22 protein-coding genes and 1 pseudogene are annotated in these 22737 nt (G+C 63.2%); 2 read left to right on the top strand and 21 right to left on the bottom strand.

Annotated elements, in window-relative coordinates:
• Positions 1-1485: 1485 nt before the first annotated feature.
• A complete protein-coding gene (locus tag AC1DFR_RS20230) occupies positions 1486-1863 on the top strand; it encodes a hypothetical protein (protein WP_028275079.1) in 378 nt (125 codons plus the stop codon).
• A 451-nt stretch (positions 1864-2314) separates the two neighbouring features.
• On the opposite strand, the gene AC1DFR_RS20225 is transcribed toward AC1DFR_RS20230, so the two are convergent.
• From AC1DFR_RS20225 to AC1DFR_RS20140, 18 genes and pseudogenes are all read right to left on the bottom strand, one after another.
• Positions 2315-2569, bottom strand: a complete 255-nt coding sequence (locus AC1DFR_RS20225) for a hypothetical protein (protein ID WP_476874311.1) — start codon at positions 2567-2569, stop codon at positions 2315-2317.
• 371 nt (positions 2570-2940) lie between these two features.
• On the bottom strand, positions 2941-4434 hold the full coding sequence (gene tcuA, locus AC1DFR_RS20220) for an FAD-dependent tricarballylate dehydrogenase TcuA (protein WP_476874310.1): 1494 nt from the start codon (positions 4432-4434) through the stop codon (positions 2941-2943).
• A 93-nt stretch (positions 4435-4527) separates the two neighbouring features.
• Positions 4528-5391 carry an amino acid ABC transporter permease gene (locus tag AC1DFR_RS20215; protein ID WP_476874309.1) on the bottom strand — a complete coding sequence of 288 codons (864 nt, stop codon included), beginning with the start codon at positions 5389-5391 and terminating at the stop codon, positions 4528-4530.
• Positions 5388-6032 (bottom strand): amino acid ABC transporter permease, encoded by a 645-nt coding sequence (locus tag AC1DFR_RS20210; RefSeq protein ID WP_476874308.1) that lies wholly within the window; start codon positions 6030-6032, stop codon positions 5388-5390. The genes AC1DFR_RS20215 and AC1DFR_RS20210 overlap by 4 nt, the downstream gene beginning before the upstream one ends.
• Before the next feature lie 10 nt (positions 6033-6042).
• Complete coding sequence (locus tag AC1DFR_RS20205) at positions 6043-6912, bottom strand: glutamate ABC transporter substrate-binding protein (protein ID WP_476874307.1); 870 nt, start codon at positions 6910-6912, stop codon at positions 6043-6045.
• Positions 6913-6952: 40 nt separating this feature from the next.
• The gene (locus AC1DFR_RS20200; RefSeq protein ID WP_476850859.1) at positions 6953-7702 is read right to left on the bottom strand and encodes an amino acid ABC transporter ATP-binding protein; all 750 of its coding nucleotides are present in this window, start codon (positions 7700-7702) and stop codon (positions 6953-6955) included.
• Positions 7703-7942: 240 nt separating this feature from the next.
• The gene (locus tag AC1DFR_RS20195) at positions 7943-8605 is read right to left on the bottom strand and encodes a GntR family transcriptional regulator (protein WP_476850858.1); all 663 of its coding nucleotides are present in this window, start codon (positions 8603-8605) and stop codon (positions 7943-7945) included.
• A gap of 415 nt (positions 8606-9020) precedes the next feature.
• A complete protein-coding gene (locus AC1DFR_RS20190) occupies positions 9021-9605 on the bottom strand; it encodes a flavin reductase family protein (RefSeq protein ID WP_476872165.1) in 585 nt (194 codons plus the stop codon).
• Between the two features lie 38 nt (positions 9606-9643).
• Positions 9644-10417 carry a 1,6-dihydroxycyclohexa-2,4-diene-1-carboxylate dehydrogenase gene (locus AC1DFR_RS20185; protein WP_476858157.1) on the bottom strand — a complete coding sequence of 258 codons (774 nt, stop codon included), beginning with the start codon at positions 10415-10417 and terminating at the stop codon, positions 9644-9646.
• A 73-nt stretch (positions 10418-10490) separates the two neighbouring features.
• Complete coding sequence (locus AC1DFR_RS20180) at positions 10491-11858, bottom strand: MFS transporter (RefSeq protein WP_476874306.1); 1368 nt, start codon at positions 11856-11858, stop codon at positions 10491-10493.
• Positions 11859-12020: 162 nt separating this feature from the next.
• Positions 12021-12869, bottom strand: a complete 849-nt coding sequence (gene catA, locus AC1DFR_RS20175; protein ID WP_476850855.1) for a catechol 1,2-dioxygenase — start codon at positions 12867-12869, stop codon at positions 12021-12023.
• A gap of 193 nt (positions 12870-13062) precedes the next feature.
• Positions 13063-13341, bottom strand: a complete 279-nt coding sequence (gene catC / locus AC1DFR_RS20170) for a muconolactone Delta-isomerase (protein WP_476874305.1) — start codon at positions 13339-13341, stop codon at positions 13063-13065.
• Positions 13342-13410: 69 nt separating this feature from the next.
• Positions 13411-14511, bottom strand: a complete 1101-nt coding sequence (locus AC1DFR_RS20165) for a mandelate racemase/muconate lactonizing enzyme family protein (protein ID WP_476872161.1) — start codon at positions 14509-14511, stop codon at positions 13411-13413.
• A complete protein-coding gene (locus tag AC1DFR_RS20160; RefSeq protein ID WP_476872160.1) occupies positions 14501-15484 on the bottom strand; it encodes a LysR substrate-binding domain-containing protein in 984 nt (327 codons plus the stop codon). The genes AC1DFR_RS20165 and AC1DFR_RS20160 overlap by 11 nt, the downstream gene beginning before the upstream one ends.
• 92 nt (positions 15485-15576) lie before the next feature.
• On the bottom strand, positions 15577-15834 hold the full coding sequence (locus AC1DFR_RS20155; RefSeq protein ID WP_476872159.1) for a hypothetical protein: 258 nt from the start codon (positions 15832-15834) through the stop codon (positions 15577-15579).
• 432 nt (positions 15835-16266) lie between these two features.
• Entirely contained in the window at positions 16267-17403 is a 1137-nt protein-coding gene (locus AC1DFR_RS20150; protein ID WP_476874304.1) for a serine hydrolase domain-containing protein, read from the bottom strand.
• A gap of 694 nt (positions 17404-18097) precedes the next feature.
• A pseudogene (locus tag AC1DFR_RS20145) lies at positions 18098-18214 on the bottom strand (recombinase family protein); the annotation flags it as partial.
• 541 nt (positions 18215-18755) lie between these two features.
• The gene (locus AC1DFR_RS20140) at positions 18756-19046 is read right to left on the bottom strand and encodes a hypothetical protein (protein WP_476850848.1); all 291 of its coding nucleotides are present in this window, start codon (positions 19044-19046) and stop codon (positions 18756-18758) included.
• Between the two features lie 775 nt (positions 19047-19821).
• Here AC1DFR_RS20140 and AC1DFR_RS20135 point away from each other — a divergent pair.
• The gene (locus tag AC1DFR_RS20135; RefSeq protein ID WP_476872158.1) at positions 19822-20511 is read left to right on the top strand and encodes a nucleoside/nucleotide kinase family protein; all 690 of its coding nucleotides are present in this window, start codon (positions 19822-19824) and stop codon (positions 20509-20511) included.
• Between the two features lie 357 nt (positions 20512-20868).
• On the opposite strand, the gene AC1DFR_RS20130 is transcribed toward AC1DFR_RS20135, so the two are convergent.
• The 3 genes from AC1DFR_RS20130 to AC1DFR_RS20120 all read right to left on the bottom strand — a co-directional run bounded on the left by AC1DFR_RS20130 (position 20869) and on the right by AC1DFR_RS20120 (position 22638).
• A complete protein-coding gene (locus AC1DFR_RS20130) occupies positions 20869-21339 on the bottom strand; it encodes a hypothetical protein (protein ID WP_476872157.1) in 471 nt (156 codons plus the stop codon).
• A complete protein-coding gene (locus tag AC1DFR_RS20125; protein WP_476858252.1) occupies positions 21332-21871 on the bottom strand; it encodes a hypothetical protein in 540 nt (179 codons plus the stop codon). The genes AC1DFR_RS20130 and AC1DFR_RS20125 overlap by 8 nt, the downstream gene beginning before the upstream one ends.
• A gap of 317 nt (positions 21872-22188) precedes the next feature.
• A complete protein-coding gene (locus AC1DFR_RS20120; protein WP_476872155.1) occupies positions 22189-22638 on the bottom strand; it encodes a hypothetical protein in 450 nt (149 codons plus the stop codon).
• Positions 22639-22737: the final 99 nt, after the last annotated feature.

The raw sequence follows: 22737 nt of genomic DNA, 5'->3' as shown, positions 1-22737 counted from the left end.
AGGCTGGGCGGAGAGCCACTGGCGCACAACGCTTAGGACTTTGTCCGGATCAGCCGTGGCGACAGTGCTCGGCTCATCGCCCGGTGCCTGGCTGTAGGTTATCCTGGCGCGAAAGCCCGGAGTCTGGTCTGGCTCGTGCCAAGTGCAGATGACTAGCGCGCCCATAGACGGCATGGCAGGGTCTGGCTCGTCTTCGTCCGAGATTCCCGACGGACGATCATCGTTGGTCATGGCATTTCACCTTGCTCTCTATCAGCGGCCCCACATGGTGGAAGATCGCGGACTTCCCACTTCCGAGTCCGCCTCGGTTGTCCGCCGCAAGCAGCTGCCGGCGTTTCGGCCATGGAAGGCACCCGAGAACCGGCAGTCCCCGGTTGCTTTGATCCTGCTGCACAGGATTCAGGATTCAATCCTACGTTTGCTCAAGGTTTGCTCAAGTTTGCACTGTGAGAAACACGACGCCACGAATATTCGTTGTAAAGGGCAGCCGTCAAAACACCCGACAATGAGTGTCGGGCTGGCATGACGCGCCCCCTTGTAGCAAGAGGGGGTGTACAAAGTACACACTTTGGGCTTCGGACTGGGTGGTACTGGGGCCGGTTCGGGCCGGATTCCGCATGTTTCCGCGGAAGTCCAGTGTTTGCGGGGGAGGGAATGCAGTTCGAGTCCCACCTCGGGCACGTGTTTTCCCTGTTCAGGGGCTTGTGGGCCGCTGAGTGTGTACAAATCTCCTTTTATGGGCCCCTGCGGGGGCCTATTTTTGTTGGTGGCCGTTGCGGTCTGGCGGCTCCTTCCCTTGGCGTGGACAGCGGTGTTGCCGTGTACTCCTTCATGGCCGGGAGCGCCTGGAACGGCCTGACTTGCTGCGACTTCGGGATCAAAAACTCTATGGTCATCCCTGTCGGCAGCCAGAACTCCTGGGAAATTTTCGTTGTGTCCTCGGCAATGTTCTCGAGCAGCGGGCAGGAGCCGGGCCAACCTATCGCGTTTGGTGACGCCGGCTCGAACAGCCGCCACGGCTTTCGCTTGGTCCTGGCCGTTTCTTTTTCCTGTCGGTCAGCCATTGTCGAAATAGATCGGGCCCCCTGGGGACACCCAGCCAAAGCGTGGCGCTGTCAGGTCCTGTTCGTTGGTGGAGATCCGGGCGTAGCCCGATGATCTGCGCGGGCAGGGGTGCAACTGTCGCGATTGTCCAACCTGAGCGGGACAGTTTTGCGGGCGGGGCATGCGCGAATCCAAGTTTCCAGTATCTGTATCTGATTTCTCGCAGCGCCAGTGCGGGCGGACGGTGTCGCGGTGGGGGATCGTCTAACGGGCGGTTTGCAAACCGGAACCGGCCCACCAATGTCATTTTCCGAAGTCGTCTGCACGGAACGTCACGAGTCCTCTGCACTACAGGAACAGCTCATCTGGGGCGGGGCGGGTCGAGCAAGGATCCAGCGGGCCCGCAGCCAAGTGTTTCGGGTGCATGCCACAATGAGGCCCATGACTCGAATCCTCATGATCGGCATCCACGCGCGAGCCCTCGACTATAGCAAGCTGCCTCCTGGCCTCGACGAGGCCACGATGACCGAACGGATCGAAGCGGGGTTCGGGGCCACTACGGCCGCCGGCTTCGACGCCGTCAACTGCCTGATCGGCACCTCCCCGGACGAGGCCGAAGCAGAGATTCGCTCGGCGTTCGGTCGTGATCGTTTCGGCCTCGTGATGATCGGGGGCGGCATCAGGATGATCCCGGAGTACACCGAGCTCTTCGAACGGATCATCAACGTGTGCAATGCGGAATCGCCCGGAATCACCTTCTGCTTCAACACATCGCCCGAGACGACTCTGGACGCGTTGGAGCGTCACGCCCAGCCGTGAACGTCTGCGACGCGATCCGGTGCGTCGACTAGCCTCGGCGTTTCGTGTCGGCGGTCATGAGATGCGCCTCTGCTCACGTGCGGCTGCGATGTATTGGGAATAGGTGCTCGCCTTACGGGCACTGTTGCGACACGGACCGACCAAAAAACGCCGCCACAGAGCGACCAACTCCACAGCTCATGCCACACGATAGCGCGCATAAGGAGCCAAAGGGGTGGTCCCACCGTTCTCAATAACGATCAATTACTGAGACAGCGTGGTCTTTCAGCCATGGGCTTCGAAGGTTGTCATTTTCAGCAGTCGAGGCACGGAATGTCAGAAGTCCTCTGCACTCTGAACTGGTCATCGTGACGTTAGCCGAGTATCTGGTGGCCCGGTTCCATGATCCGGTTCAGCTGTTGTCGGGCCGCGCGTTGCAGCACCAGCACGGTCCTCGGATGAAGCTCTTCCGTCAGTTGGCTGCGCTGCGGTGGCTTCGGTAGATCCTTAGACCGTCACTCTGGAGAAAGATGGCGCGTTCGTTGCCGCCCGCCAGATGGAGCCAAAGCACGCTGCCGTCAGCTGCCAGCATGTCGATGCGCCCGGTAGCGATGACTTCCCCGTGCTGGTGGATTTGCACGTAGTCGGCCCGTGAGAGCTTGGACCAGTTGGCAATGGGGGCGGGTTTCCGGATTTCTGTATGAGATCCGGACGATCGGGGCGTCATGGGTTGTCCTTGGGTGGGGGCGACTGCGGTGTCGGAATCGTGTGAGCGTCGGGGGAGGTGGCAGGGCGGCGTTTCCGCCACCCTGCCTCCTCCATATGGGTTCTCTTCCCACGCCCGACTATCGGGCTGCCTGTTGCGATGGAGTGCGGGAAGAGCGCCCATCTGTGCCGGGCATAGGGCCGGCAGTCGGTGGTGATGGTCCGCTCGGGAGACCCGTTTTGGTCCGGAACATCAGGGCAAATCTCCCGGGGAGCTTTCGCCGTCAAGAGCCGGCTCTCCCTCAGTCCCGGTCACCGCGACGAGCGTCAGAGCGAGTGAGGCCTGCGGTGGCCCGCCCGGGTTTTTGAGGAGAAGTGCAGTGGATCCGTGCCCTACGCCAGGACGCCCGCCCGCCGCCCAAAGACGCACCCGGCAGCAAGTCCGGTGCCCCCCGGATAGTTGACGCTGAATAGTCCGCCGAGCATTTCACCTGCCACGAACAGGCCTTCGATGTGCTTGCCGTCTGCGTCCAGGACGCGGCCGTGGGTGTCGGATTTGATGCCACCGAAGGTGAACGTGATTCCGCAGGTGACGCCGTAGGCGTAGAAGGGTCCGGTTTCGATCGGGGCGGCCCAGTTGCTCTTGACCGGTTCGGTTGCGGCCTTCCGGCCATCCTTAACGTTGGGATCGAACGGGGTGGAGCGCTCGATCGAGCTGTTAAAGTCCGTCACGGTTTTGGACAAGCTTTCCGGGTCAATGCCGATTTTGACGGCCAGGTCCTCGAGGGTGTCGGCGACCTCGACAGAGATGCCGGGCATCTCGTATTCTTCGCTGCGCAGCATGGGCCGAAGGCCGGCGTCGAAGATCTGGTACGCAACCGAGCCGGGCTGCTTGAGGATTTCCTTGCCGTACTTGGCGTAGGTGTAGTTCCGGAAGTCGGCACCCTCGTCCAGGAAACGCTTGCCGTCGGTGTTGACGATGATTCCAAACGGGTAGCTTTGCCGGGTGAGGCGGTTGGTGAGTTCGCGGTTGCTTTCGTTGGTGGCGGTAAAGGCATCCCACTGGACGCTGTGGCAGCTGCCCCAGTCTCCGCCCTTGGTGGCGCCGATCTCCAACGCTGCGGCGATCATGTCGCCGGTGTTGTAGGGAGTGCCGCGTACCTTGGCGTTTTCCCAGCCTTCGCCCAAGTACTCCCGCCGCCGCTTCGGGTCCGCCTCGAAGCCTCCGGCGGCGAGGATCACGGATTCTGCCCTCAGGCGCAGCCCCCCTTCAGCGGTGTTGACGACGACGCCGGCTACACGGCCGTTCTCAACGATCAGGCTTTGGGCCGCGTGGCCGTACCTGACTTGGATGCCCAGCTCTGCAGCGACCCGGGTGTGGTCTTCGATCAGGCCTTCGCCGCCGCCCACGTTCCCCACGTGCAGGCCGCCCCAGAAGAGGTAGGACCCGTCGGCACGCTCGAAGGCCTGACGCTCGTACATCAGGCGGTACTTCAGGCCCAGGCTGTTGAGCCACCGCAGGGTGGACTGGCTCTCGGCAATGAGGACTTCCGTCAGTGCCGGGTCGTTCCGGCCTTCGGTGACCTTTTCCAGGTCAGACGCGTATTCCTCAGCGCTGTAGGGCGGAACGACGGTCCGGCCGTGCCGTTCGTCCGGTTCCACGAGGCCCTGGAGGTCATCCAGGCCGTTGTGAACGACGCGTGTGGCGCCGGCGGTGTAGAAGCTGTTGCCGCCGGCCATGTCTTTGGTGCCTTTTTCGAGCAGGATGACTTTTCGCCCGCGGACGGCAGCGGCGTGGGCCGCCGTGAATCCGGCATTTCCGCCGCCGACGACGATCACGTCGGCCTCGGTGAGGTTTCCCGCTGCAGGTTCGTTCTGATCAGCCATTGTTTTCTGTCTCCTTCATGTTGAATTCATAAGTATTCGACTGTATACACAGTTTGGCAGGGGTGATTTGGGGGTAGAGGCGGCCCGGGGGTGTTAGCGGTGGGCCGGTACGGGGTCCGGTTCTGCCGCTGTTACCGGGAGCGGTTCCTCGGCGGCGAGGCGGTTTTGGCGGCGCTCCAGGGCCACGGCGAGGGCGCCGAGGGCGATGTTGACGACCAGGAATCCCAGCGCGGCAACAAACTGGGCCTGCAGCAGGGACCGGGTGTAGTACTGGCCGATGACGGTGGCGGACCTCAGCAGTTCCATGTAGCCGCCGAGCACAAAGGCCAGAGCCGTTCCCTTGAAGAGGATGATGAGCTGGCTCACGAGGGCAGGACTCATGGACCGCAGGGCCTGCGGGAGCAGGACCAGGCGCAGCGTCCCGACGTGGGAGAAACCCAGTGCGAGGGAGGCCTCGGCCTGACCGGGCGGCAGCGCGAGGATCCCGGAGCGCAGCAGGTCACCGATGACAGCCCCGCTGTACAGGGTCAGCGCGATGACCAGGAACCAGAAGTCCCCGAGTTTGAGGCCGTAGTTGGGCAGCACCAGGGACGTGAAGTAGAGCAGCAGGAGCAGGGGGATGCTGCTGAAGACGTCCGTGTAGACCCGGCAGGTCCGGCGCAGAGGTGCGTGTGTGGAGACGAGTCCGAAGGCCAGGAGGCATCCGGTGATCATGGACAGCACCATGCCGACGGCTGCGGCCGCAATGTTGTTCCACAGCCCCTGGCCGAGAAGCGCCCAGAGCCCGGGCTCGGCGAACGGGGCCCACGCCGCGGCGCTCAGCTCGCCTTTGTCATAGAGGACGCGGAAGACCAGATAGGCGCCGGCGATCACGATGAGGGCCGTGAGGATTTCCAGGAGCAGGTGGCGGCGTTTGGCGCGCGGACCGGCCGGGTCAAAAAGCGATACGGTACTCATCGGCTGAACGCCACCTTCTGATCGACTGCGGATACGAGCCGGCCGATGACCAGCCCGATGGCGAGGTAGCAGAGGGCGGCCCCGCCGAAGATAATGAACGGTTGTGCCTCATCCACCGCGATCTTGTCCGAAAGGAACGTCAGTTCGGATACCCCCACCAGGGCAGCGACCGAGGTGTTCTTGACCATGGTGATGAAGACGTTGCCAAGCGGTCTGGTCACCGTGGCGAAGGCCTGCGGGAGGACGATGAGCTTCAGTGAGGCCACCGGCCCGAAGCCCAGGGCGCGCCCGGCTTCCAGCTCGCCGCGGTCCACGGTGTTCAGGCCCGCACGCAGGGTTTCGGCTACGAACGGCGCGGTGTAGAGCACCAGGACGATGGCGGCCGAGGCGTAGAGCGAGTACTGGATGCCCAGGACCGGCAGTCCGAAGACAAACAGCACCATCTGCACGGGAAGCGGCACGTTCCGGAAAATCAGCACGTAGGCCGAGGAAACAGCCCGGGCCGTCCTGATGGGGCTGGTCCGCAGTGCGGCGAGCAGCGTCCCCAGGAGCACCGAACCGGCGGCACCCAGGAGAACGAGTCCCAGAGTCACCATCACGCCCTGGCCAAAATCGCCGAGGTGATTGAGAAGGAATGACATCAGCGGATCCCTACAGCGTTACTTTGGGCGGGGTAACGTCGCCGGGCTTGACCTGGCCGATCGTGGCGTCGTAGGCCTTCTTCCAGTCCCCGTCCGCGATGGCCTTGGTCAGGAGCTGATCGAGGTAGTCATGAAATGCTGCATCGTCCTTGGCCACGCCGATGGCAAATTCCTCGGCGTCGGCCAAATGGCCGTCCGCGATGCGGTAGGCATCCGGATTCTGGGACTGGACACCGAGCAGGATCGCCTCGGTCGTGGTCACCGCGTCGACCCTCTTATCCTTCAGTGCCTGCGCGCATTCGCTGTAGGTGCTGAACAGGACCACGTTGGCCGCGGGCACGGCCGCACCGATGAGCTGGGCCGCGCGGGCGCCGGTGGTGGAACACACGGTCTTTCCGACCAGGTCCTCGGGTTTGTTCACTGAGCTGTCGTCCTTGCGTACCAGCAGGGCCACGTTGCTCTCAAGGTAGGGTCCGGCGAAACTGACGACTTTCTTCCGTTCGTCCGTCACTGCGTAGGAGGCGATCACGGCGTCGACCTTGTTCTGCTGCAGGAACGCCTCACGGTTTTTGGTGACCGCCTCAACGAACTCGACATTCTCTGCACTGCCGGTGAGGTCCTTGGCCAGGATTCTGGCCATCTCAATGTCCAGGCCTTCCATCTTGCCGGTGACCGGATTCTTCACGCCAAAGAGCGGCTGGTCGAATTTGACCCCGACGATCACTTTGCCGCGTTTCTGGATGTTGTCCATCGTGCTGTTGGCCGGGAAGCTCCGGGCCGGTTGGGTCTCGGCGGCCGGGGTGCTGCCGCCGCAGGCTGTGGTGCCCAGGACCAATGCGCCGGCGATGGCCAGGGCCGGCAGGAAGTGCTCGCGTTTCATGGTGACTCCTTAGGGTGGGTGCGTCGTTGCACAGGTGCTGTTAATGGACCGAGGAGAGGAAGGCTTTGGCCCGGTCCGAGGAAGGGGAGGTGAAAAACGTTTCAGGGTCGGCAATTTCCACGATGGCTCCGGAGGCCATGAACACGATCCGGTCCGCGAAGGCCCGCGCGAACGACATCTCGTGGGTCACGACGATCATCGTCGTGCCGCTCTGCGCGAGGCTCCGCATGGTCGCCAGAACCTCGCGGGTGGATTCCGGATCGAGCGCCGACGTCGGTTCATCAAAGAGCAGGACCTTGGGATCCATGGCCAGTGCGCGGGCGATGGCCGCGCGCTGCTTCTGGCCTCCGGAGAGCTGGGCAGGCCTGCTGTGTGCCTTGTCGGCGATGCCGACCATGGCGAGCAGTTCGTGGGCCCGCGTCTCTGCCGCCTGTTTGGCCAGGCCGAGAATTTTCCGTGGGGCGAGGGTGATGTTCTCCAGGATGGTCTTGTGGGAGAAGAGGTTGAAGGACTGAAAGACCATCCCCACCTCGGTACGGAACTTGTACAGATCCCTGCCCTCCACCGGCTGTTCGTGGCCGTCGATGAGAATGTGGCCCTCGTCGATCGCTTCGAGCCGGTTGATGCACCGGCACAGCGTCGATTTGCCCGACCCTGACGGGCCCAGGATGACGACCACCTCGCCACGGCGCACCGACAAATCAATGCCGGTCAGGGCCTGCATGCTGCCAAAGCGCTTGCCGACTCCGCGGAACTCAACGACGGTGTCCGTCTCCGTGATGGCTGTCATGATCTATCTCCTTTGATGGAATACGACTGTATACAGTGAAGTACAGTGTGGCATGGTGACCGCAATCACGGCAAGTCATTACGAGTCTTGGATGGGTGTGGAGGTCTCGCCCACCGCCGCGGCAGTTACCAATGGCAGCGGTGGGCGCAAGGGTGGCAGCACCGGGCTGATGCCCGGGAGAAGGCAGAAAAGCTGGCGCATCGGGGCCCGGAGAGCTAGCCGGAGAGCCTGGCGGTGATCTTAGTGGGAGGCCGATTTCCGCAGCAGGTCGAGCCTGATCCGACGGGCTGTCTCCATGTGTTCGCGTGCGGTGTTCCGCGCACCAGTTTCGTCGCCGGCGGTGATGGCCGCGACCAGCTTCGAATGCTCGGCCAGGGCCTCGTCCCAACGCTCTCCCACAGACAGAGTCGAGTGCGGCGTGCGGATCAGGTGGGTGGACAGCCGCTGCAGGAGATCCTGGAGGACGGGATTGTGCGCAGCCGCCCAGACGGCTGCGTGGAACTCCAGGTTCGTCGACGCCCGGGTGTTGTCATCCGGCTCCGAAAGTGCGCGGTCACGTTCCACCAGGCCTTCGAGCTGCATAATGTCAGTGATGTCGTGGGACAGGGCCGCCTGCCCGGCCGCCTCCTGTTCCAAAAGAATCCGCACGTCATAGACCTGGATGACTTCCTGGGGTGTTGCCTGATGGACCTGCAGTCCACGGGCGCCGCGATCCAGAAGACGGTCGTGCTGGAGGCGGCGAAGAGCCTCGCGCACCGGCGTGCGGGAGACACCGAAGCGTTCCCCCAAGGTAACTTCCCGCAACGGAGTGGCCGGAGCAATTGCACCGGCCAGGATTTCAGAGCGCAGCTGGGCGTAGATCGAATCCCCGTCGTGCCGCATCGTTTCAGAACCAGGTGACACAACTTTCCTTCCACAGTGGCGATTCGGAAGGGAGGCTTACGCCGCCACTCGGTCCCGCCAGTTCGCAGACCCGAGCCATCGCCCGGACCCCCATAGTATTCCAGTGGATACGCGCGAGTCCAAGATGTGTTGTCCTTTCCATCCGGATGGTGCATGAATCGGTATCGTTCGGCCGCTGCCGGCCTAGTTCTTCGCCAGCAACTTTTGCCATCCGGGCGGACCTCGCCCGTCGGTGATACGTGCCGGTACAGGGTCTGGCGGGTGATGCCGAGTTCGGTGCAGAGATCGCCGACTTTGGTTCCGGGCTTGCCCAGGGAGGCCGTGGCGAGCCTGAGTTTGGCCGAGGTCATTTACTCGGGAGACTGAGTCGCATAGCCCGACATGTAGATCGCTGCGCCCTGCAGGGCCGGTCAGATTAGACAGGTGTCCGGTCGTGAAGCGGCCTGAAGGAGCTGGAGCCGGCGAACCAGTCCGATTCGGGAGCCTCGCCGGAGTTATCCCGCCGGGCACCCTCGATCCGTCCTCCTGGATTGTGGAACTCGCCGCCGAACAACACGAGGGGTTCCCGCTTGGTGACGTCCAGTGTGATGACCTCGCCGACGACGATGATGTGGTCGCCGCCGTCGTAGATATTCCACGGCCGGCACTTAAGCGTCGCGGCGTTCCCCGTCAGCACCGGGACGTTGCCGTCCAGCGTCCATTCCGGTTCCGCGTCAAGGACTTTGCCAGCGAAGTGCAGGGCCACATCCTTTTGTTCTACCGACAGGATGTTGATAGCGAAGGGCGCAGCTTCCAGATACCGGGCGCCGCGCGAGGACCGGGTCAGTGTGACCTGGGCAAGCGGCGGGTCGAGGGATACCGCGGTGAAGGCGCTGACGGTGGCGCCGTGCGGAACGCCGTCGTCCGTCCGGGTGGTGACCACCGTGACACCGGTGGCGAACGTGCCAAAGGCGTGGCGCAATTCTCGTTCTTCAATGCATCCCATGACTTCCTGAGTCATCGACTTCTCCTTTCTGCTGTTGTTCAGGCCGCGCTGAATTACCCAAGGTCCCCGCCGCCCACCGGCAGCACCGCGCCAGTGATGTAGCTGGCGTCGTCAGAGGCCATGAACAAGATCGGAGCTGCCTGCTCTTCCAGCGTGCCGTACCGCTTGAAGAGGGTGCTTTCGGTGGTCTGTTCCACGATCTGCTGGTACCACGTCTCTTCCTGGGCGGACTGCGCGTTCGGGTTGCGCGGGACCTTCCGCGGCGGAGCTTCGGTGCCGCCGGGCGCGGTGGCCACTACCCGGATGCCCTTCGGAGCGGCTTCGAACGCCAGCGACGCGGTCAGAGCGTTGACCCCACCCTTGGACGACGCGTATGGAACGCGATTGATGCTTCGGGTGGCTATCGAGGAGACGTTCACGATGACCCCGGCCGTCCGTTCGACCATGTGCGGCAGCACTGCGCGGCAGCACCACAGCGTGGGGAAGAGGGAGCGCCGCACTTCGGCCTCGATCTCGTCCTCCTCGTAGTGCTCGTAGGGCTTGGTCCAGATCGTACCGCCGACATTGTTGATCAGGATGTCGATGCGTCCGAACTCTGCCACGGCGTAGGCCATCAGCTTCACGGCGCCCGCATAAGTTTCCAGATCGCAAAGGAAGTATCGTGCGGGTGCATCACTGGCCGTCAGCTCAGCACACACTTCAATGACCAGCTCGGACCGGTCCGCCAGCACTAGGGTGCCTCCCTCGGCCGCAATCTTACGGGCGACGACGGCACCAATCCCTTGGGCAGCGCCGGTCACCACAACAACCTTGTCGGTAAAACGCATTGCTGTGCGTCCTCTCTTATTGGGATTTTTCAGCCGTTGAGGCCAGTTCGATATCTGCGTAGGTGCCCCCGCGTCAGCTGATGGATTCACGTTCCCGTGGCGCCGGCTCCGTCGAAGCAATCTCGGCTTTAACTGTCGAGCTTCGCACCATCAGGGTGGCCAGTCCGGCCAGAACCAGGGGTACGGCGAGTGCCATGAAGTAGCCGGAGACGCCCAGTCCCGTGAGAATGAGCCCGCCGAGGGCGGAGCCCACGATGGAACCGAGGCGGCCAATTCCGATGCCCCAGCCGGTAGCCGTGGCACGAAGTTGAGTGGGGTAGGCGTTGGCGATCAGGTAGTTCAGGGCCAACTGCTGGCCGCCAATGCCGAAGCCGGCCAGCCCGATAAGCACGAAGACCAGCGCAAAGTTGGAGCCGGCCAGGCCCAGGCCCAGCGCGATGACGATCCCCGCCGCAAACATGACCAGCAGCAATTTTCTGGGGTTGACCTTGGGCAGGATGATGGACAGAGGGATGGCGAAGAGGATAAAGGCGCCGTTGACGGTCACGGTTCCCATCGCGGCCTGCGAGCCGGCCAGCCCCAACATCTTGAGCGCGGTTGGCATCCAGAGCAGCAGCAGGAACCACGCGATCCAATTGAGCAGGTAGGTGGCGAAGACCGCGATGGTGACCATCCGGTACTTAGCGGAGAAAAGTGCGGCGACGGAGCTGCGCTCCTGCATTTTGTCGTTGGTTGCGAGCACGGCGTCCGGGCTGACTGGGCTCCCGGAAATTGAGGCCATGATCTGACGCGCCTGTGCGTCGGCTGCGGAGGTGCCCTTGGCCGCCAGGAAGATCGGCGATTCGGAGAGAATCTTGCTGCAGACCAAAACCATGGCAAGTGGCAGCACGCCGCCGGCCAGGAAGATGCCACGCCAGCCCATCACTGGCAGCCATGCCGCCGCCATAAGCCCACCGAGTAGCGCGCCACCGGGCAGGCCAAGCAACACCAATGTCATGAACGTGCCGCGGCGCGATTTGGGACTGTACTCGGCGGTCAGTGCCAGCAGCGCCGGGGTGGCCCCGCCCATGCCGAGGCCAATGAGGAAGCGCAGAATGACTATCTGCTCCAGGGATTGAGCAAAAGCACCGGCAAGGGAGAACACACCAAAAAGGGCCAGTGCGAGCAGGATGGTCTTCTTCCGACCGATCCTGTCCCCGAAGGTGCCAAGGGACATTGCGCCCACGCACATGCCAACGGTGCTGGCGGTGATCACCCAGGTCATGTCAGTGGCCTGCAGGCCGAAGTCTTCGGCGATTGCCGGTCCGATGAATGCAATCGACTGGGTGTCGAATCCGTCCAGCAGTGCGATCACGAAACAGAGGACGACGATGGACCATCGTTTGATTCCCATGGGCGTGTTGTCGATAACGTCCTGGACGTTATAGGCGAGTTTAGTCACCGGTAACTCACTTTCGTGTGATGTTCTGACCCGACTGATCCGGGGGCCGGGCGGCTGCGGTCACTTCATTTTGGGCACGCGGCATTACGGCGGGTGGTGGGGATGATATTGGGGTTGGGCCCGGGGCCGGGCGGTTCCGGCCCCGGCGCCGAAAAGGGGGGCTTAGCCCCGGGGATCGAGCACGAAGTTATAGGTGACTTCGCGGCCCTTGCCGTCGGCGCGCTCGGTGGGGGCCAGGACGAGTTCGGGCTTCACGGCCGAGGCGATGTCGTCGGCGACGTGCTCGTCGCCTTCGAAGTAGAGCTGGGTGGTGATGAGCTCGTGCTTCGGGGCCGAAACCTTCAGGTGCAGGTGGGCCGGCCGCCAGGCGTGCCAGCCGGCCGCGGCGATGAGGGCACCGCAGGCACCGTCGGTGGGGATCTGGTACGGCGCGGGCTGCATGGTGTTGATCTGGAAGTTGCCCTGAGCGTCGGCGATGATGGAGCCGCGGAGGTTCCATTCGGGCAGCCCGGGGGCGAACTGGGAGTAGAAACCGAGGTCATCGGCGTGCCACAGTTCGATCAGTGCTCCGGCGAGCGGCTGGCCGGCGACGTTCGTGACCTGGCCCTGGAACAGCAGCGGCGTGCCTGGTTCGTCGTCGCGCATCGGCAGGGTGGCCGGGGTGTTGAGCGTGGGGGCGTTCGGGATGTAGTACGGTCCCTCGATGCTGCCCTTGGAACCGTGGCGGCTGGAATTGGCGACCTCCTCGACGGAGTGCTCCACCCATACGTCCAGGAACAGCGGCCACTCCCCGTCCTCGCCGACCTGGATGAGCCAGGCCTTGAAAGCGTTGTATTCGTCGTAGGTGACCTTCTCGTCCAGGACGGTGTCGTTGATCGCCTTGATGACGCGGCCGGCAAGCGTGCTGACCCGCTCCTGGCTGGTGCCGGCGGCGAGGTGCTTGTTCTCCCGGAAGCGGGCGGTTGCCCCTGCGCCCGAGGAAGCTGCTGTGGCTTCGGTTTCCATTGTCATGGTGACTCCCTTGTCAAAAAAGAACGATGGTAAAAACGGTCGGCGGTTTCGGACTGGCAAATTTCGCTCAGTGCCGTGCCGCACATCACAACCGGTGTTGATTCAACGGTAGGCCCGTAATTGATCGAGGGGAAATACCTATTTCCGGCCCATTGAAAGCTTTTGGATATGAATGTTCGAGCGAGGGGCCGGGCTATTTCACAGCGGACGGGTGCATGGCCAGCGGCGTCACCTTGATGTCCATGTAGGGGAAGAGCGGCAGTCCGGAGAGCAGGGTGTGCAACTCGTCGTTGTCCGCGACGTCGAACACCGAGTAGTTGGAGTATTCGCCCACGACCCGCCACAAATGCGCCCAGCGTCCGTCGCGCTGCAGCTGCTGGGAATACTCCCGCTCTTCCGCCTTGACGGCGTCGGCGCGTTCCTTGGGCATGTCCAGCGGAATATTGACGTCCATGCGGACCAGGTACAGCATGTGGTTCTCCTTGCGGGGTGGGGAGCGGTATGCGGGCGTTCTGAGGGCAGGATGCGGGGCCGGGCCGGCCTAGTCCTGTCGGTATATCTGCAGCTTGTCGGCGTCGATGGCCGCGCCGACGCCGGGGACCTCGCGGACCCGGATGGCGCCGTCGTTGATTTCGAGCGGCTCCGCGAGCAAGTCGTCCGTCATGTCGAGGTAGTTGGAGAGCTCCCCGGCCCGCCGGGAGCTGGCCTCGAACGCCGCACCAAAGGTGACCGTGGCGAGGCTGCCGATCTGGGTGTCGATCTGGTTGCCCATCGTGACGTCCACGCCGAGGCCCACGCAGAGGCCGAGGATCTGCTGGGCTTCGGTGAAACCGCTGCGCGCAGTCTTAATGCAGATCGCGGTGCTGCCGCCGGAAAGCAATTCGCGGGAGACATCGCCCAGGGTGGGGACACTTTCGTCGCCCACGATCGGGATGCTCGAGCTCTGCACCAGCCGGCGCCGGCCCATCGCCTCGCCGGCATCGCACGGCTCCTCCAGCATGGAAAGACCCAGGCCCTCGGTCCTGCGCAGGACCTCCATGGCCTCGTTCGCCGTCCAGCCACGGTTGGCGTCGAGGTAGATCTCGGCGTCCTCGCCAAGGCCCTCCCGCAAAACATGGCAGGCCTCGACGTCGAGGGAGAGGGGCCGCCGCCCGGTCTTGAGCTTGAAGGTGTTGATGCCGTACTTTTCACGGAACCGCAGCGCTTCTTCCAGAAGCTCGGCGGCGGGCTTGAAGCCCAACATGTGCGAGACCCGCATGCTGTCGGTGAAGCCGCCCAGCAGTTTGTGCACCGGGGTGCCCAGCGAGATCCCGATGACATCCCAGAGCGCGATGTCCAGGGCCCCCTTGGCCGTGGGGTTGTTGACCGTGCGCCGGAGCAGCTGCTGGACCTTGGAGCGGTCCAGCGGGTCCAGCCCGATGAGTTGCGGGGCAAAGACCTTGGTCACCACCGAGACGATCGAATCCTGGGTTTCGCCGTAGGTGTAGGGCCGCGGCGGGGTGTCCGCGATACCGCAGATGCCGGTGTCCGTGTAGATCCGGACCAGCACGTGTTCCGCGGAAGTCACCTCGCCGCTGGCGAACTTCAGCGGCCGCGCGTAAGGAATGGCGTAGGGAATGGCCTCAATGCGGTCAATTTTCACGGGGTGGTTCCTTTGTTGCGGATGCGGGTTGTGACTGTGGCAGGGACTGGGCCGGCGACTCCGCGGGGCGAAGCGGGGGCTGTTGCTGGCCAGGGCCCGATGTGGGAGGTAAATCGAAGAGCTGCAAGAAGCTGCGCAGCAGGGGTGTCTCAGCGTCGCGGATCCAGGCAACGGCGAGGTCGACCGGCGGCGGGTTATGCAACGGACGGAAGACGACACCCTGAAAGGAAAACATCCGGGAAGTCATCGGCACTAGGGCGATCCCCATCCCCGCCGCGACGAGCGAGAGCAGGGTGGAGGTTTCCCTGGCCTCCTGGACGAGCCGCGGCTGGAACCCGGCTTTGCGGCAGGCATCCACGACGATGCTGCTGACCGCGGAGTAGCTCGGATAACCGACGAAGTCCCGGCCGGCGAGCTCCGCCAGTTCCAGGGTGCCCTTTTCCGCCAGCGGCGAATCCGCCGGGAGTGCCGCGACCAGCTGATCCTGTTCGAGCAGTTTGAGGGCCACAGTTCCGGAGCGGACTGGGGGTCGGAGGACGGCGACGTCGAGCCTTCCGTCCTCGAGTGCGGACTCCATCTGCGGCGTCAGCATTTCGCCCTGAACGGTGATGCGGAGCCCGGGAAAAGTGCGTCGGGCGGCCTGGACGATGCTGGGCATCAGCCGGTAGGTGGCTGTTCCGGTGAAGCCGACGCGGAGGACGCCAGTGGCACCTGCGCCGACCTGCCGGACGTCCTCCTCCAGAGCTTCCAGTTCCTGCATCAGCAGCCGTCCTCGATCCAACAGGACCTGTCCGGCTGGGGTGAGATCCACCTTGCGCGTAGTGCGCAGCAGCAAGGGTGTGCCGAGCTGTTCCTCCAGCTGCCGGATCTGTTGGGACAACGGCGGCTGGGCCATGTGCAGCCGCTGGGCTGCGCGGCCGAAGTGACGTTCCTCGGCCACTGCAATGAAGTACTTGAGGTGGCGCGTCTCCATAAGAAGCTCCCGGGCAGCTCGAAGCAGGCGATATGCCGTACTCCGACCAGCTTAGGAGGGCGGATTAGTTAGGGGAAATACCTATTTCGGAGCTATTGGGACGTTTCGCATACCAATCTCCGCCTGTGGGCGGCCGGGCGCGGACAGGCAGGCCAGCGGCAAGGAGGGTTACCTTGTTCGAAAGGCAAGCTGGCCAAGATGTCGGCCCAGCCGAAGTGCTTGAAGACATAGCCGCCCGGCGATGGCGCGGTGACGACCCGGTAGATGAAGTCTGCAAGGAAGATCACGCTGAAAACGGCGTTCATCACCGTGATCACGGTGTCGAGCGATTTGCCCCCTTGTTGCCTCACATGAAAACCTCCGAGCGGCAGCTGTCACGCGGGCAGCAACCATAACCCACGCTCCGGGCACCGCTTCGGCTGGTGACCGCACTCACCGACCCACTGTTGAAATCAGGCGGACTGGTACTTGGACCAACGTGGACGGGATCGCGGTTTGCGTGGATCGTGACTCAGCTCGGAGAGGGTCATGCTCAGGACCCTGTTGTGTAAGTTGAACATGCGCCATGATTGGCACCTGGAGTTCACCGAGGATGGCGGCCGCTACAAGCGCTGCAGGCGTTGCGGTAAGGACGACGACCGTGGCGGTGGCGGGACCGGCGCGAGTGGCGCTTGGGCTGGCATTGCCGGGATGGGATAAGCCCGCAAGCCAGGCGGTCTCCGGCCAAGGCCGCCGGGTTCACAACGGGAGGGGCTCCACCCGGGCCCGGCTCCCCGATCTGTTCACTGGCAGAGGCGGTCGAGGGTTTCCTGGGCGGCCTGTTCCATCTGCGTCTGGAGCAGGTCGACGCGGCGTGCAGTTGCAGGGTCCTGCCAAGGCCGCGGCGGCATTGTCATGGTCATCGTGACCTGGCTGCCGCCGTCGGCGCTCGTGATGGAAATACTGAGGTAGCCGAATCCGCCCCCTAGATGGCCGTAGCGGAAGTCGCTGGAACACGCGTCAGGATACCGCCCCAGGCCGAGCCCGTAGTCCGCGAAGCCGGCCTTCTTCTTCATTTCCTCAAGCATGGCGGGGGACAGGAGCTGGCCGCGCAGGAGGGCCCGGTAGAAGGTGTTGACGTCCTGCGTTGTGGAGATGACGCCGCCTGCGGGGGAGCCGACCCAAACCTCGGGCTGGGTGAGATCGACCCGTTCGCCGCCATCAATGACGTAGGCGTGGATGTTGTCCGGAGCCTGCCGGTCCGGTTCGGCCAGCGACGTGTGCTGAAGTCCCAGAGGGCCGAAGATGTCTTCATTGAGCACGTCGGCAACGGGCCGTCCGCGCAGCTTTTCGATCAGCTGGCCGAGAGCCATGTAATTGGAGCTCGAGTAAGAAAAGCGATCCACGTTCTTGGACTCCCAGGGGAGCGTGGCGGCCAGTTCGAGTGCCCGCTGCATGCTGAGCCGTGTGTTCGCAACCTGCTTCAGTGGTCCCGCAGAGTATTCGGAATCCACGTAATCGGGCATGCCGGAGTTATGGTTCAGCAACTGGCGCACGGTGATCGGTCCGGGCGGCCGCAGCGTGGTCCGGAAACTCTCCAGGACACCGTTCACCGGATCATCGAGCCCGATAAGTCCCTGGTCGACGAGTTTCAAGACGGAGACGGCGACCATCGACTTCGTAATGCTGGCCACGGATACCCGGTCCTGGGGCCGGGCCGGGTCCTTGCTGTCCAGGTTTCGCACCCCGTAGGCCTTGGACCATTCGCCGCCCGGCCATCTCACCTGCACAACCAAGGACGTCGCCCCGCCCTCCATGAAGTGCCGGACCCGGCCTTCCAGAGAATCCGTCGCGGCCTGGATCGCTTCCTGGGTCACTGCCTGGGTCGCGAAGAGGCTCGACGGAGCCGGCCCGGGAGGGGCCCCCACGCAGCCGCTCACAGGGAGAACCAAAGCCGCGGAGAAAACTGCGGCACCGAGCGGACAAAAACGCGTCCGCCACCGAGCAGCCAGGGCACCCATGACATCGTTGTACGCTCAAATCTGTCCAGTGGATAGGCCGGGCCCGTAAAGTCCCGCCGCACAGCCCGCCGACCAGTGGAAAGAGCAATCTCCTCCCGCCTGGAGCGGCAGGGGAGCCTCGACGCCCGATGACCACGAAACTCAGCACCCAGCGCCGATGGCCGCTAAGGGTTCCACAAAAGGAACGGCGAACCGCCCATTCCAAGCTGTGATTTAACCGCCACTCCCAACGAACAGTTACAGACTTTGGCACAGGCGTTTGAGCTGCTACTTTGATGCGCGCCTGGATCTCGATAAAGCGTCCCGCTTCGGTATGGCGGGGGAGTGGCTGATGGGGCCCGAGGCGGCGTTCGTTGGTTGTCGCCGTGGGTTGCCAGCTGCCGCGGTAGCAGGTTGGCTCCGTCCGGGCGAGCTCACCCGTGCGGGAGACAGGGCGGTGGATGGTCTGGCGGGTGATGCCGAGTTCGGTGCAGAGTTCGCTGACTTTGGTTTCGGGTTTGCCCATTGACGCCATCGCGAGGAGGAGCTTGGATGGGGTCATCTTGTAGGGGCGGCCGCCGCGGGCCCGCGCGGAGGCCAGTCCTGTGATGGTTCGTTCTGAGATGAGTTCGCGTTCGAACTCGGCCAGGCCCGCGAAGATCCCGAAGACCAGCTTCCCGGAAGCGGTCGTGGTGTCGATGGCTGCTCTCTGGCCGGTGAGGACTTTCAGTCCGCGGCTCCCTGCCGTCATAACGGCCATCGCCCGCCCAGATGAGCTCCTCGCCGTCGATCACGCACCCGGGCGGGACCTGCTCCGCAAGGGCAGCAGCCAGGTCAGGGCACCACAGGGTCAGGTCTTTGCCCTGACAGGGCACAGCGTCACGCCCGTCTCCGCGACCACTGCAGATACCCGAAAGCCGTCCCACTTGGGCTCATACCCGGAGCCGCCGGGAAGCACGTCCGGGCCGGGGACTCGGTTCACGGGTTTGGCCATGCTCAGGGAAGGCACGCGAAGGTCCGCCGGCCGGAGCTCTGACATGGCGGGCCGGGGAGATCAGTAGGGGCTCGAGAAGACCGGGGCCTGGGCGGCGCCCCGAGTGTCAGTGTCGCGTACCGCTGTCGCCGTCACGGCATCGGGGTCCGAGAAGACCACACGATGGGTTTGAGCGGTCACGGTTTCGTCTGTCGCGTGAAAGGCCGGCGCTTCGGTGGTCGTCGTCATAGCCATCATTTGTACGGCATGACCGGCCGAAGGTGCCAGTCGACGCGCCTGTCCGCGGGCCGCTGAGGTTCTACGTCCGCGGCATGAGGGTGAAGAACGACTTCGGATCGTCCGAGCCGAGAAGGTCGCGGTGGAAGGAGATGGCATCGACCGGGAAGGAGTTCACGAACAGGACGGCCACTGTCGCGGAATGCACGACGGTGTACCGGGTCACTGATTCGAGCCATGACATCAGTCCGGTGTAGTCCTCAACGAGGAGTCCGTCGCCCAGGAGGCCGCGTTTCGCGAGTAACTCCTCGACTGCGTGCCACTCCCAATCCATGAGCTCATTGATCGCTGCTTCCACTGTTGGAGTGCTCATATCTCGATGGTGGCACCGGCCATCGACAATCAGAGGAACTTGCGCCGCGCGTGTCGTCATGCCGGCCGATCCATGCCTCAGCCCTGCTGCCTTTTGGTCCTTCGGCGGTCTTCCCGGGACGACCCGACGGGCCACTGGTGCGACCACATTGACTGCTGGGATGTCGTCCAGACCGGCTTTGTGTAGGCGGATTGCCCGCCGGTGGGATTCGATGCACTTTGGGCTTAGGACTGGGTCGTACCGGTGCCGGATCAGACCGGATTCCGTATGTTTCCGCGGGGGAGCGAATGCGGTTCGAGTCCCACCTCGGGCACAGTATTTCCCTGTCCAGGGGCTTGTGGGCCTCTGAATGTGTACAAATCTCTTTTTATGGGCCCCTGCGGGGCCCATATTTGTTGGTGGCGGCTGGTCTGCGGCTCCTTTTCTTGGCTTGGACAGCGCTGTTGCTGCTTACGCGTTCATGGCCGGGAGCGCCTGGAACGGCCTGACTTGCTGCGACTTGGGATCACTCGGGCCTCGTTCCTTGCTGTTTGTGCCGGACGTGGTTGGCCTTGTACCTGTTCATCTCCCGGAGTTGTGGTGATGACATGACCTGCGGGATGTTTCTGGGAGATTTTCTGGTCCTCGATTCGTTCCTTTTCTTGGCCGGGGAGAGGTGAGCGGGCGTTTGTGCGGCAAAGGTTGTGTGGACATTGTCCACGCCGATGTAACGTGATGCCGTAGAACACCGGTGACCTCCTGCCCTGGTCCAGGCGAGAGCCGGAAAGGAGAAGCGATGAACACCCCTCCATACCTGCGCTGGGACGAATCAGGCCAGCAGCAGCTCCTCGCCCGGGCTGAAGCGCTGCTCCAGCGGCGAAGCCGGTGCCTGCTCGGAATTGCCGGGGCGCCCGGGGCCGGAAAATCCACCATCTCCGAATGGCTGCTGGAGCGCCTGCTCACCGACCATCCCCGGCAGGTCGCCCTGGTCCCCATGGACGGATATCACCTGGCGCAGTCGCTGCTCGTGGCCCGCGGGCTTGAGCACCGCAAGGGCGCTCCGGACACCTTCGACGGTGCCGGCTTCGTCGCGTTGCTCCGCCGGCTGCGCTCAGATATCTCGCGGGAGATCTTCGCACCGGTGTTCCGCCGCGAAGTCAACGACGCGATCGCCGGGGCCATCGCCGTCCCGCCGGAAACACGCCTGATCATCACCGAGGGCAACTACCTGCTCTTGGACGAGGCCCCCTGGAACGAGGTCGCATCCCTCCTGGATGAAACCTGGTTCGTGGAACTCGACCAGGGCGAACGCCTGCGCCGGCTCACCGCCCGGCACCTGAGGTTCGACAACGACCCCGCCATCGCCGAATGGCGCGCAACCGGCAATGACGAACGCAATGCCCGCCTGGTAGCACCAGGAAGCCTCCGGAGCACGCTTGTCATCAAGCACACACACGCGACCGTCCCGGCACCCGGCCACGAATAAGCGGCCAGAAACCGAGCCGCCGGCTTCACGGCGCCCCGGCATTATTCCCTGCCTGGGACACAAGTGCCCGACGAGGCTCATCGATAGTGTTCACGTAACCTGCCGTCGTAGCCGCTTATGAGTGGCCGCTCGTCATAATCTCCGATATCGGCGTTGGAATCAGTTGAGTGCAGCCGATCTGCGGCCACGAGCAGAATCACCGAGACCCGAGTTTAAATCGACGGGTTTGCCTTCATCGGTCCTAACGGTCCCGGACCGTAGTCGGTCCAGAACTCCAGTCGCGTCATGATCCGAGTATCTCCCTGCGGCGACCGGCCTTTGGGATCAGCCGCCTCCACGCAACGGCTGATCCCAACGCTACGCCTTTGGTATGGCCAGGGTCGCTGCCCAGCGCTGGCCCACAGCCGATTCGATGCCTACCGAATAGGACTTGAGGTGGCTGACCTCGAATTGGTTTTCCGAAGGAACCACATCGTTTTGATTGCAGGGCAGCGGGAACTTACCTACGCCATCGACGTTTATGAGTACTTCCCCCGGGCCAAAGCACGTCAAATAAACCTTGATGAACTTAGATTCCACGCTGAATTGACCAAGGCTCATCGTTGCAGTCTGGTTGTCCAGCGATCCGACCACTTTTTCGCCGCTGGGAATGTGGTGGTTCACGGTCGTCGGAGAAGTTACTGACTCGGGCGGCGTGCTCGACGGACTTGCCGTAGCTGTGGCAGTACCGGGGGGCGGCGGCGGCACGGCGTCGCATCCCACCAGGGCAAGGCACACTGCAGCAAGCCCGGCCCCGGCCAGCATCATCCCCGCTGATCTATCAGCCATTCCAAGTCTTCCACCCGATGCTGGTGGGAGCATCCAGCGTCCCCGTCCCAATAGTCGAACTAACGCAATTGGTGTTGTATTTCCAAGTGCGGATGTTTACCTTCCATTTGCTGGTTCCGATTTGCGCGTAGCCGGTCCGCAAAGCCGGCACGGTGTATTGGACCGACATTGAGGTCGTATAGGAAGCGGAGGCCGTGATGCTGCCGGACACCTGTGCCTTAGCAGTCGCGATTCCACCGCTCACGCCGCCTTCAATATAACCGCCCACTGTCGCTCCTATCGTGCCAGACAAGGTATTCGTAAACGTGACAGTGTTCGCATAGCTCGTCCCGTTAATGGCGTGGTACACCGGGCCGATGGCCTGATAGTAGTTTTGCTTGGACGTGACCGTCTTGTAGACCGTCGAGCTGTCACATAGCCCCTGTGGACTAACCACCCCCCCTGTGTCCGGGGCAGCCTGGGCCGGAGATGCAAGGGTCATCAGCCCCGTTACGAGAATGCCAGCTAGTGTCGCACCAAGAATCTTCTTCAATTGAATCCCCCAATTTCAGTACTCCGCTAGCTGACATCAGGGCGCACAGCGAAGTGAAGTGAAATAGTCCCCCAATGATCGCTGGGCTGAAGCGTCGCTGCCCCGACCAGCTGATGGCCCGACTCTATGGGACCGCGACTGCAGCAGCAATATGTAAAACAAATTGAATTATTACAGTCTGGTAAAGACATTCAGGCCGGCGCCACGCCGGAAATGAAGTTTGCCTGCACGGTTCCGTTTGGCAGGCTTGGGGTCAATCAGGCCAGGCCTCAGTAAATGGACAGTAATGGCACACCATAGCTCAAGGGGCTGCCGGCTTAGCTTTGGCCTGTCCCGACTCGGAAGATGCGGTCACTCAGGTCGCTGTGGAGGACGTGGAACTGTCCACCGTTGCCGTTGACCGTTCCGTCCGTCATGTAAAACCCCCGTCCGGCGTCCGGGCCTCCGGTAGCTCTGTCGATGACGGCGATCAGATGCCGGCCAAGATGTCCCTTCGGCCCCAGGACGGTGATCTCCTCGAGTTCTTCTGCCGTCAGTCCTGCCAGCACCGCACTAATTTCAGCCACGCCCTCCGGGTTACCCATGCCCGTGTTGGCCTGAATGCACAGGCTAGGGCACGTGGACCACCGCAGCAAGGATAGGGGGTTCTCCTCCTCTGCTGCGGCGATGGTGCGCTGTTCCAGTTCGCGCATTCTGGCAAGCTGCTCGCCAATTCGGCTGGCTACCATCAGGCCGGTACGCATCGCCCCGTCCACGGCATCTTCCATTCCGTCTGCTTCGCCCCGGACCACGCTGGTCCGGGGCGTTTCCATGTGATCGAAAGGCAGCCGGGCAGGTACCGTCGCGTCCCTTGAAGGCATCGTGGC

The sequence above is a fragment of the Arthrobacter sp. 05T410 genome, assembly GCF_056396505.1.
This window is presented reverse-complemented; position numbering and strand designations above follow the sequence as displayed.

What these genes read in the sequence shown, in the direction of transcription:
- AC1DFR_RS20230 (WP_028275079.1), top strand. Translation starts at nt 1,486, where the DNA reads ATGACTCGAATCCTCATGATCGGCATCCACGCGCGAGCCCTCGACTAT.
- AC1DFR_RS20225 (WP_476874311.1), bottom strand. Translation starts at nt 2,569, where the DNA reads ATGACGCCCCGATCGTCCGGATCTCATACAGAAATCCGGAAACCCGCC.
- tcuA (WP_476874310.1), bottom strand. Translation starts at nt 4,434, where the DNA reads ATGGCTGATCAGAACGAACCTGCAGCGGGAAACCTCACCGAGGCCGAC.
- AC1DFR_RS20215 (WP_476874309.1), bottom strand. Translation starts at nt 5,391, where the DNA reads ATGAGTACCGTATCGCTTTTTGACCCGGCCGGTCCGCGCGCCAAACGC.
- AC1DFR_RS20210 (WP_476874308.1), bottom strand. Translation starts at nt 6,032, where the DNA reads ATGTCATTCCTTCTCAATCACCTCGGCGATTTTGGCCAGGGCGTGATG.
- AC1DFR_RS20205 (WP_476874307.1), bottom strand. Translation starts at nt 6,912, where the DNA reads ATGAAACGCGAGCACTTCCTGCCGGCCCTGGCCATCGCCGGCGCATTG.
- AC1DFR_RS20200 (WP_476850859.1), bottom strand. Translation starts at nt 7,702, where the DNA reads ATGACAGCCATCACGGAGACGGACACCGTCGTTGAGTTCCGCGGAGTC.
- AC1DFR_RS20190 (WP_476872165.1), bottom strand. Translation starts at nt 9,605, where the DNA reads ATGACTCAGGAAGTCATGGGATGCATTGAAGAACGAGAATTGCGCCAC.
- AC1DFR_RS20185 (WP_476858157.1), bottom strand. Translation starts at nt 10,417, where the DNA reads ATGCGTTTTACCGACAAGGTTGTTGTGGTGACCGGCGCTGCCCAAGGG.
- catA (WP_476850855.1), bottom strand. Translation starts at nt 12,869, where the DNA reads ATGACAATGGAAACCGAAGCCACAGCAGCTTCCTCGGGCGCAGGGGCA.
- catC (WP_476874305.1), bottom strand. Translation starts at nt 13,341, where the DNA reads ATGCTGTACCTGGTCCGCATGGACGTCAATATTCCGCTGGACATGCCC.
- AC1DFR_RS20160 (WP_476872160.1), bottom strand. Translation starts at nt 15,484, where the DNA reads ATGGAGACGCGCCACCTCAAGTACTTCATTGCAGTGGCCGAGGAACGT.
- AC1DFR_RS20140 (WP_476850848.1), bottom strand. Translation starts at nt 19,046, where the DNA reads ATGAGCACTCCAACAGTGGAAGCAGCGATCAATGAGCTCATGGATTGG.
- AC1DFR_RS20135 (WP_476872158.1), top strand. Translation starts at nt 19,822, where the DNA reads ATGAACACCCCTCCATACCTGCGCTGGGACGAATCAGGCCAGCAGCAG.
- AC1DFR_RS20130 (WP_476872157.1), bottom strand. Translation starts at nt 21,339, where the DNA reads ATGGCTGATAGATCAGCGGGGATGATGCTGGCCGGGGCCGGGCTTGCT.
- AC1DFR_RS20120 (WP_476872155.1), bottom strand. Translation starts at nt 22,638, where the DNA reads ATGGAAGATGCCGTGGACGGGGCGATGCGTACCGGCCTGATGGTAGCC.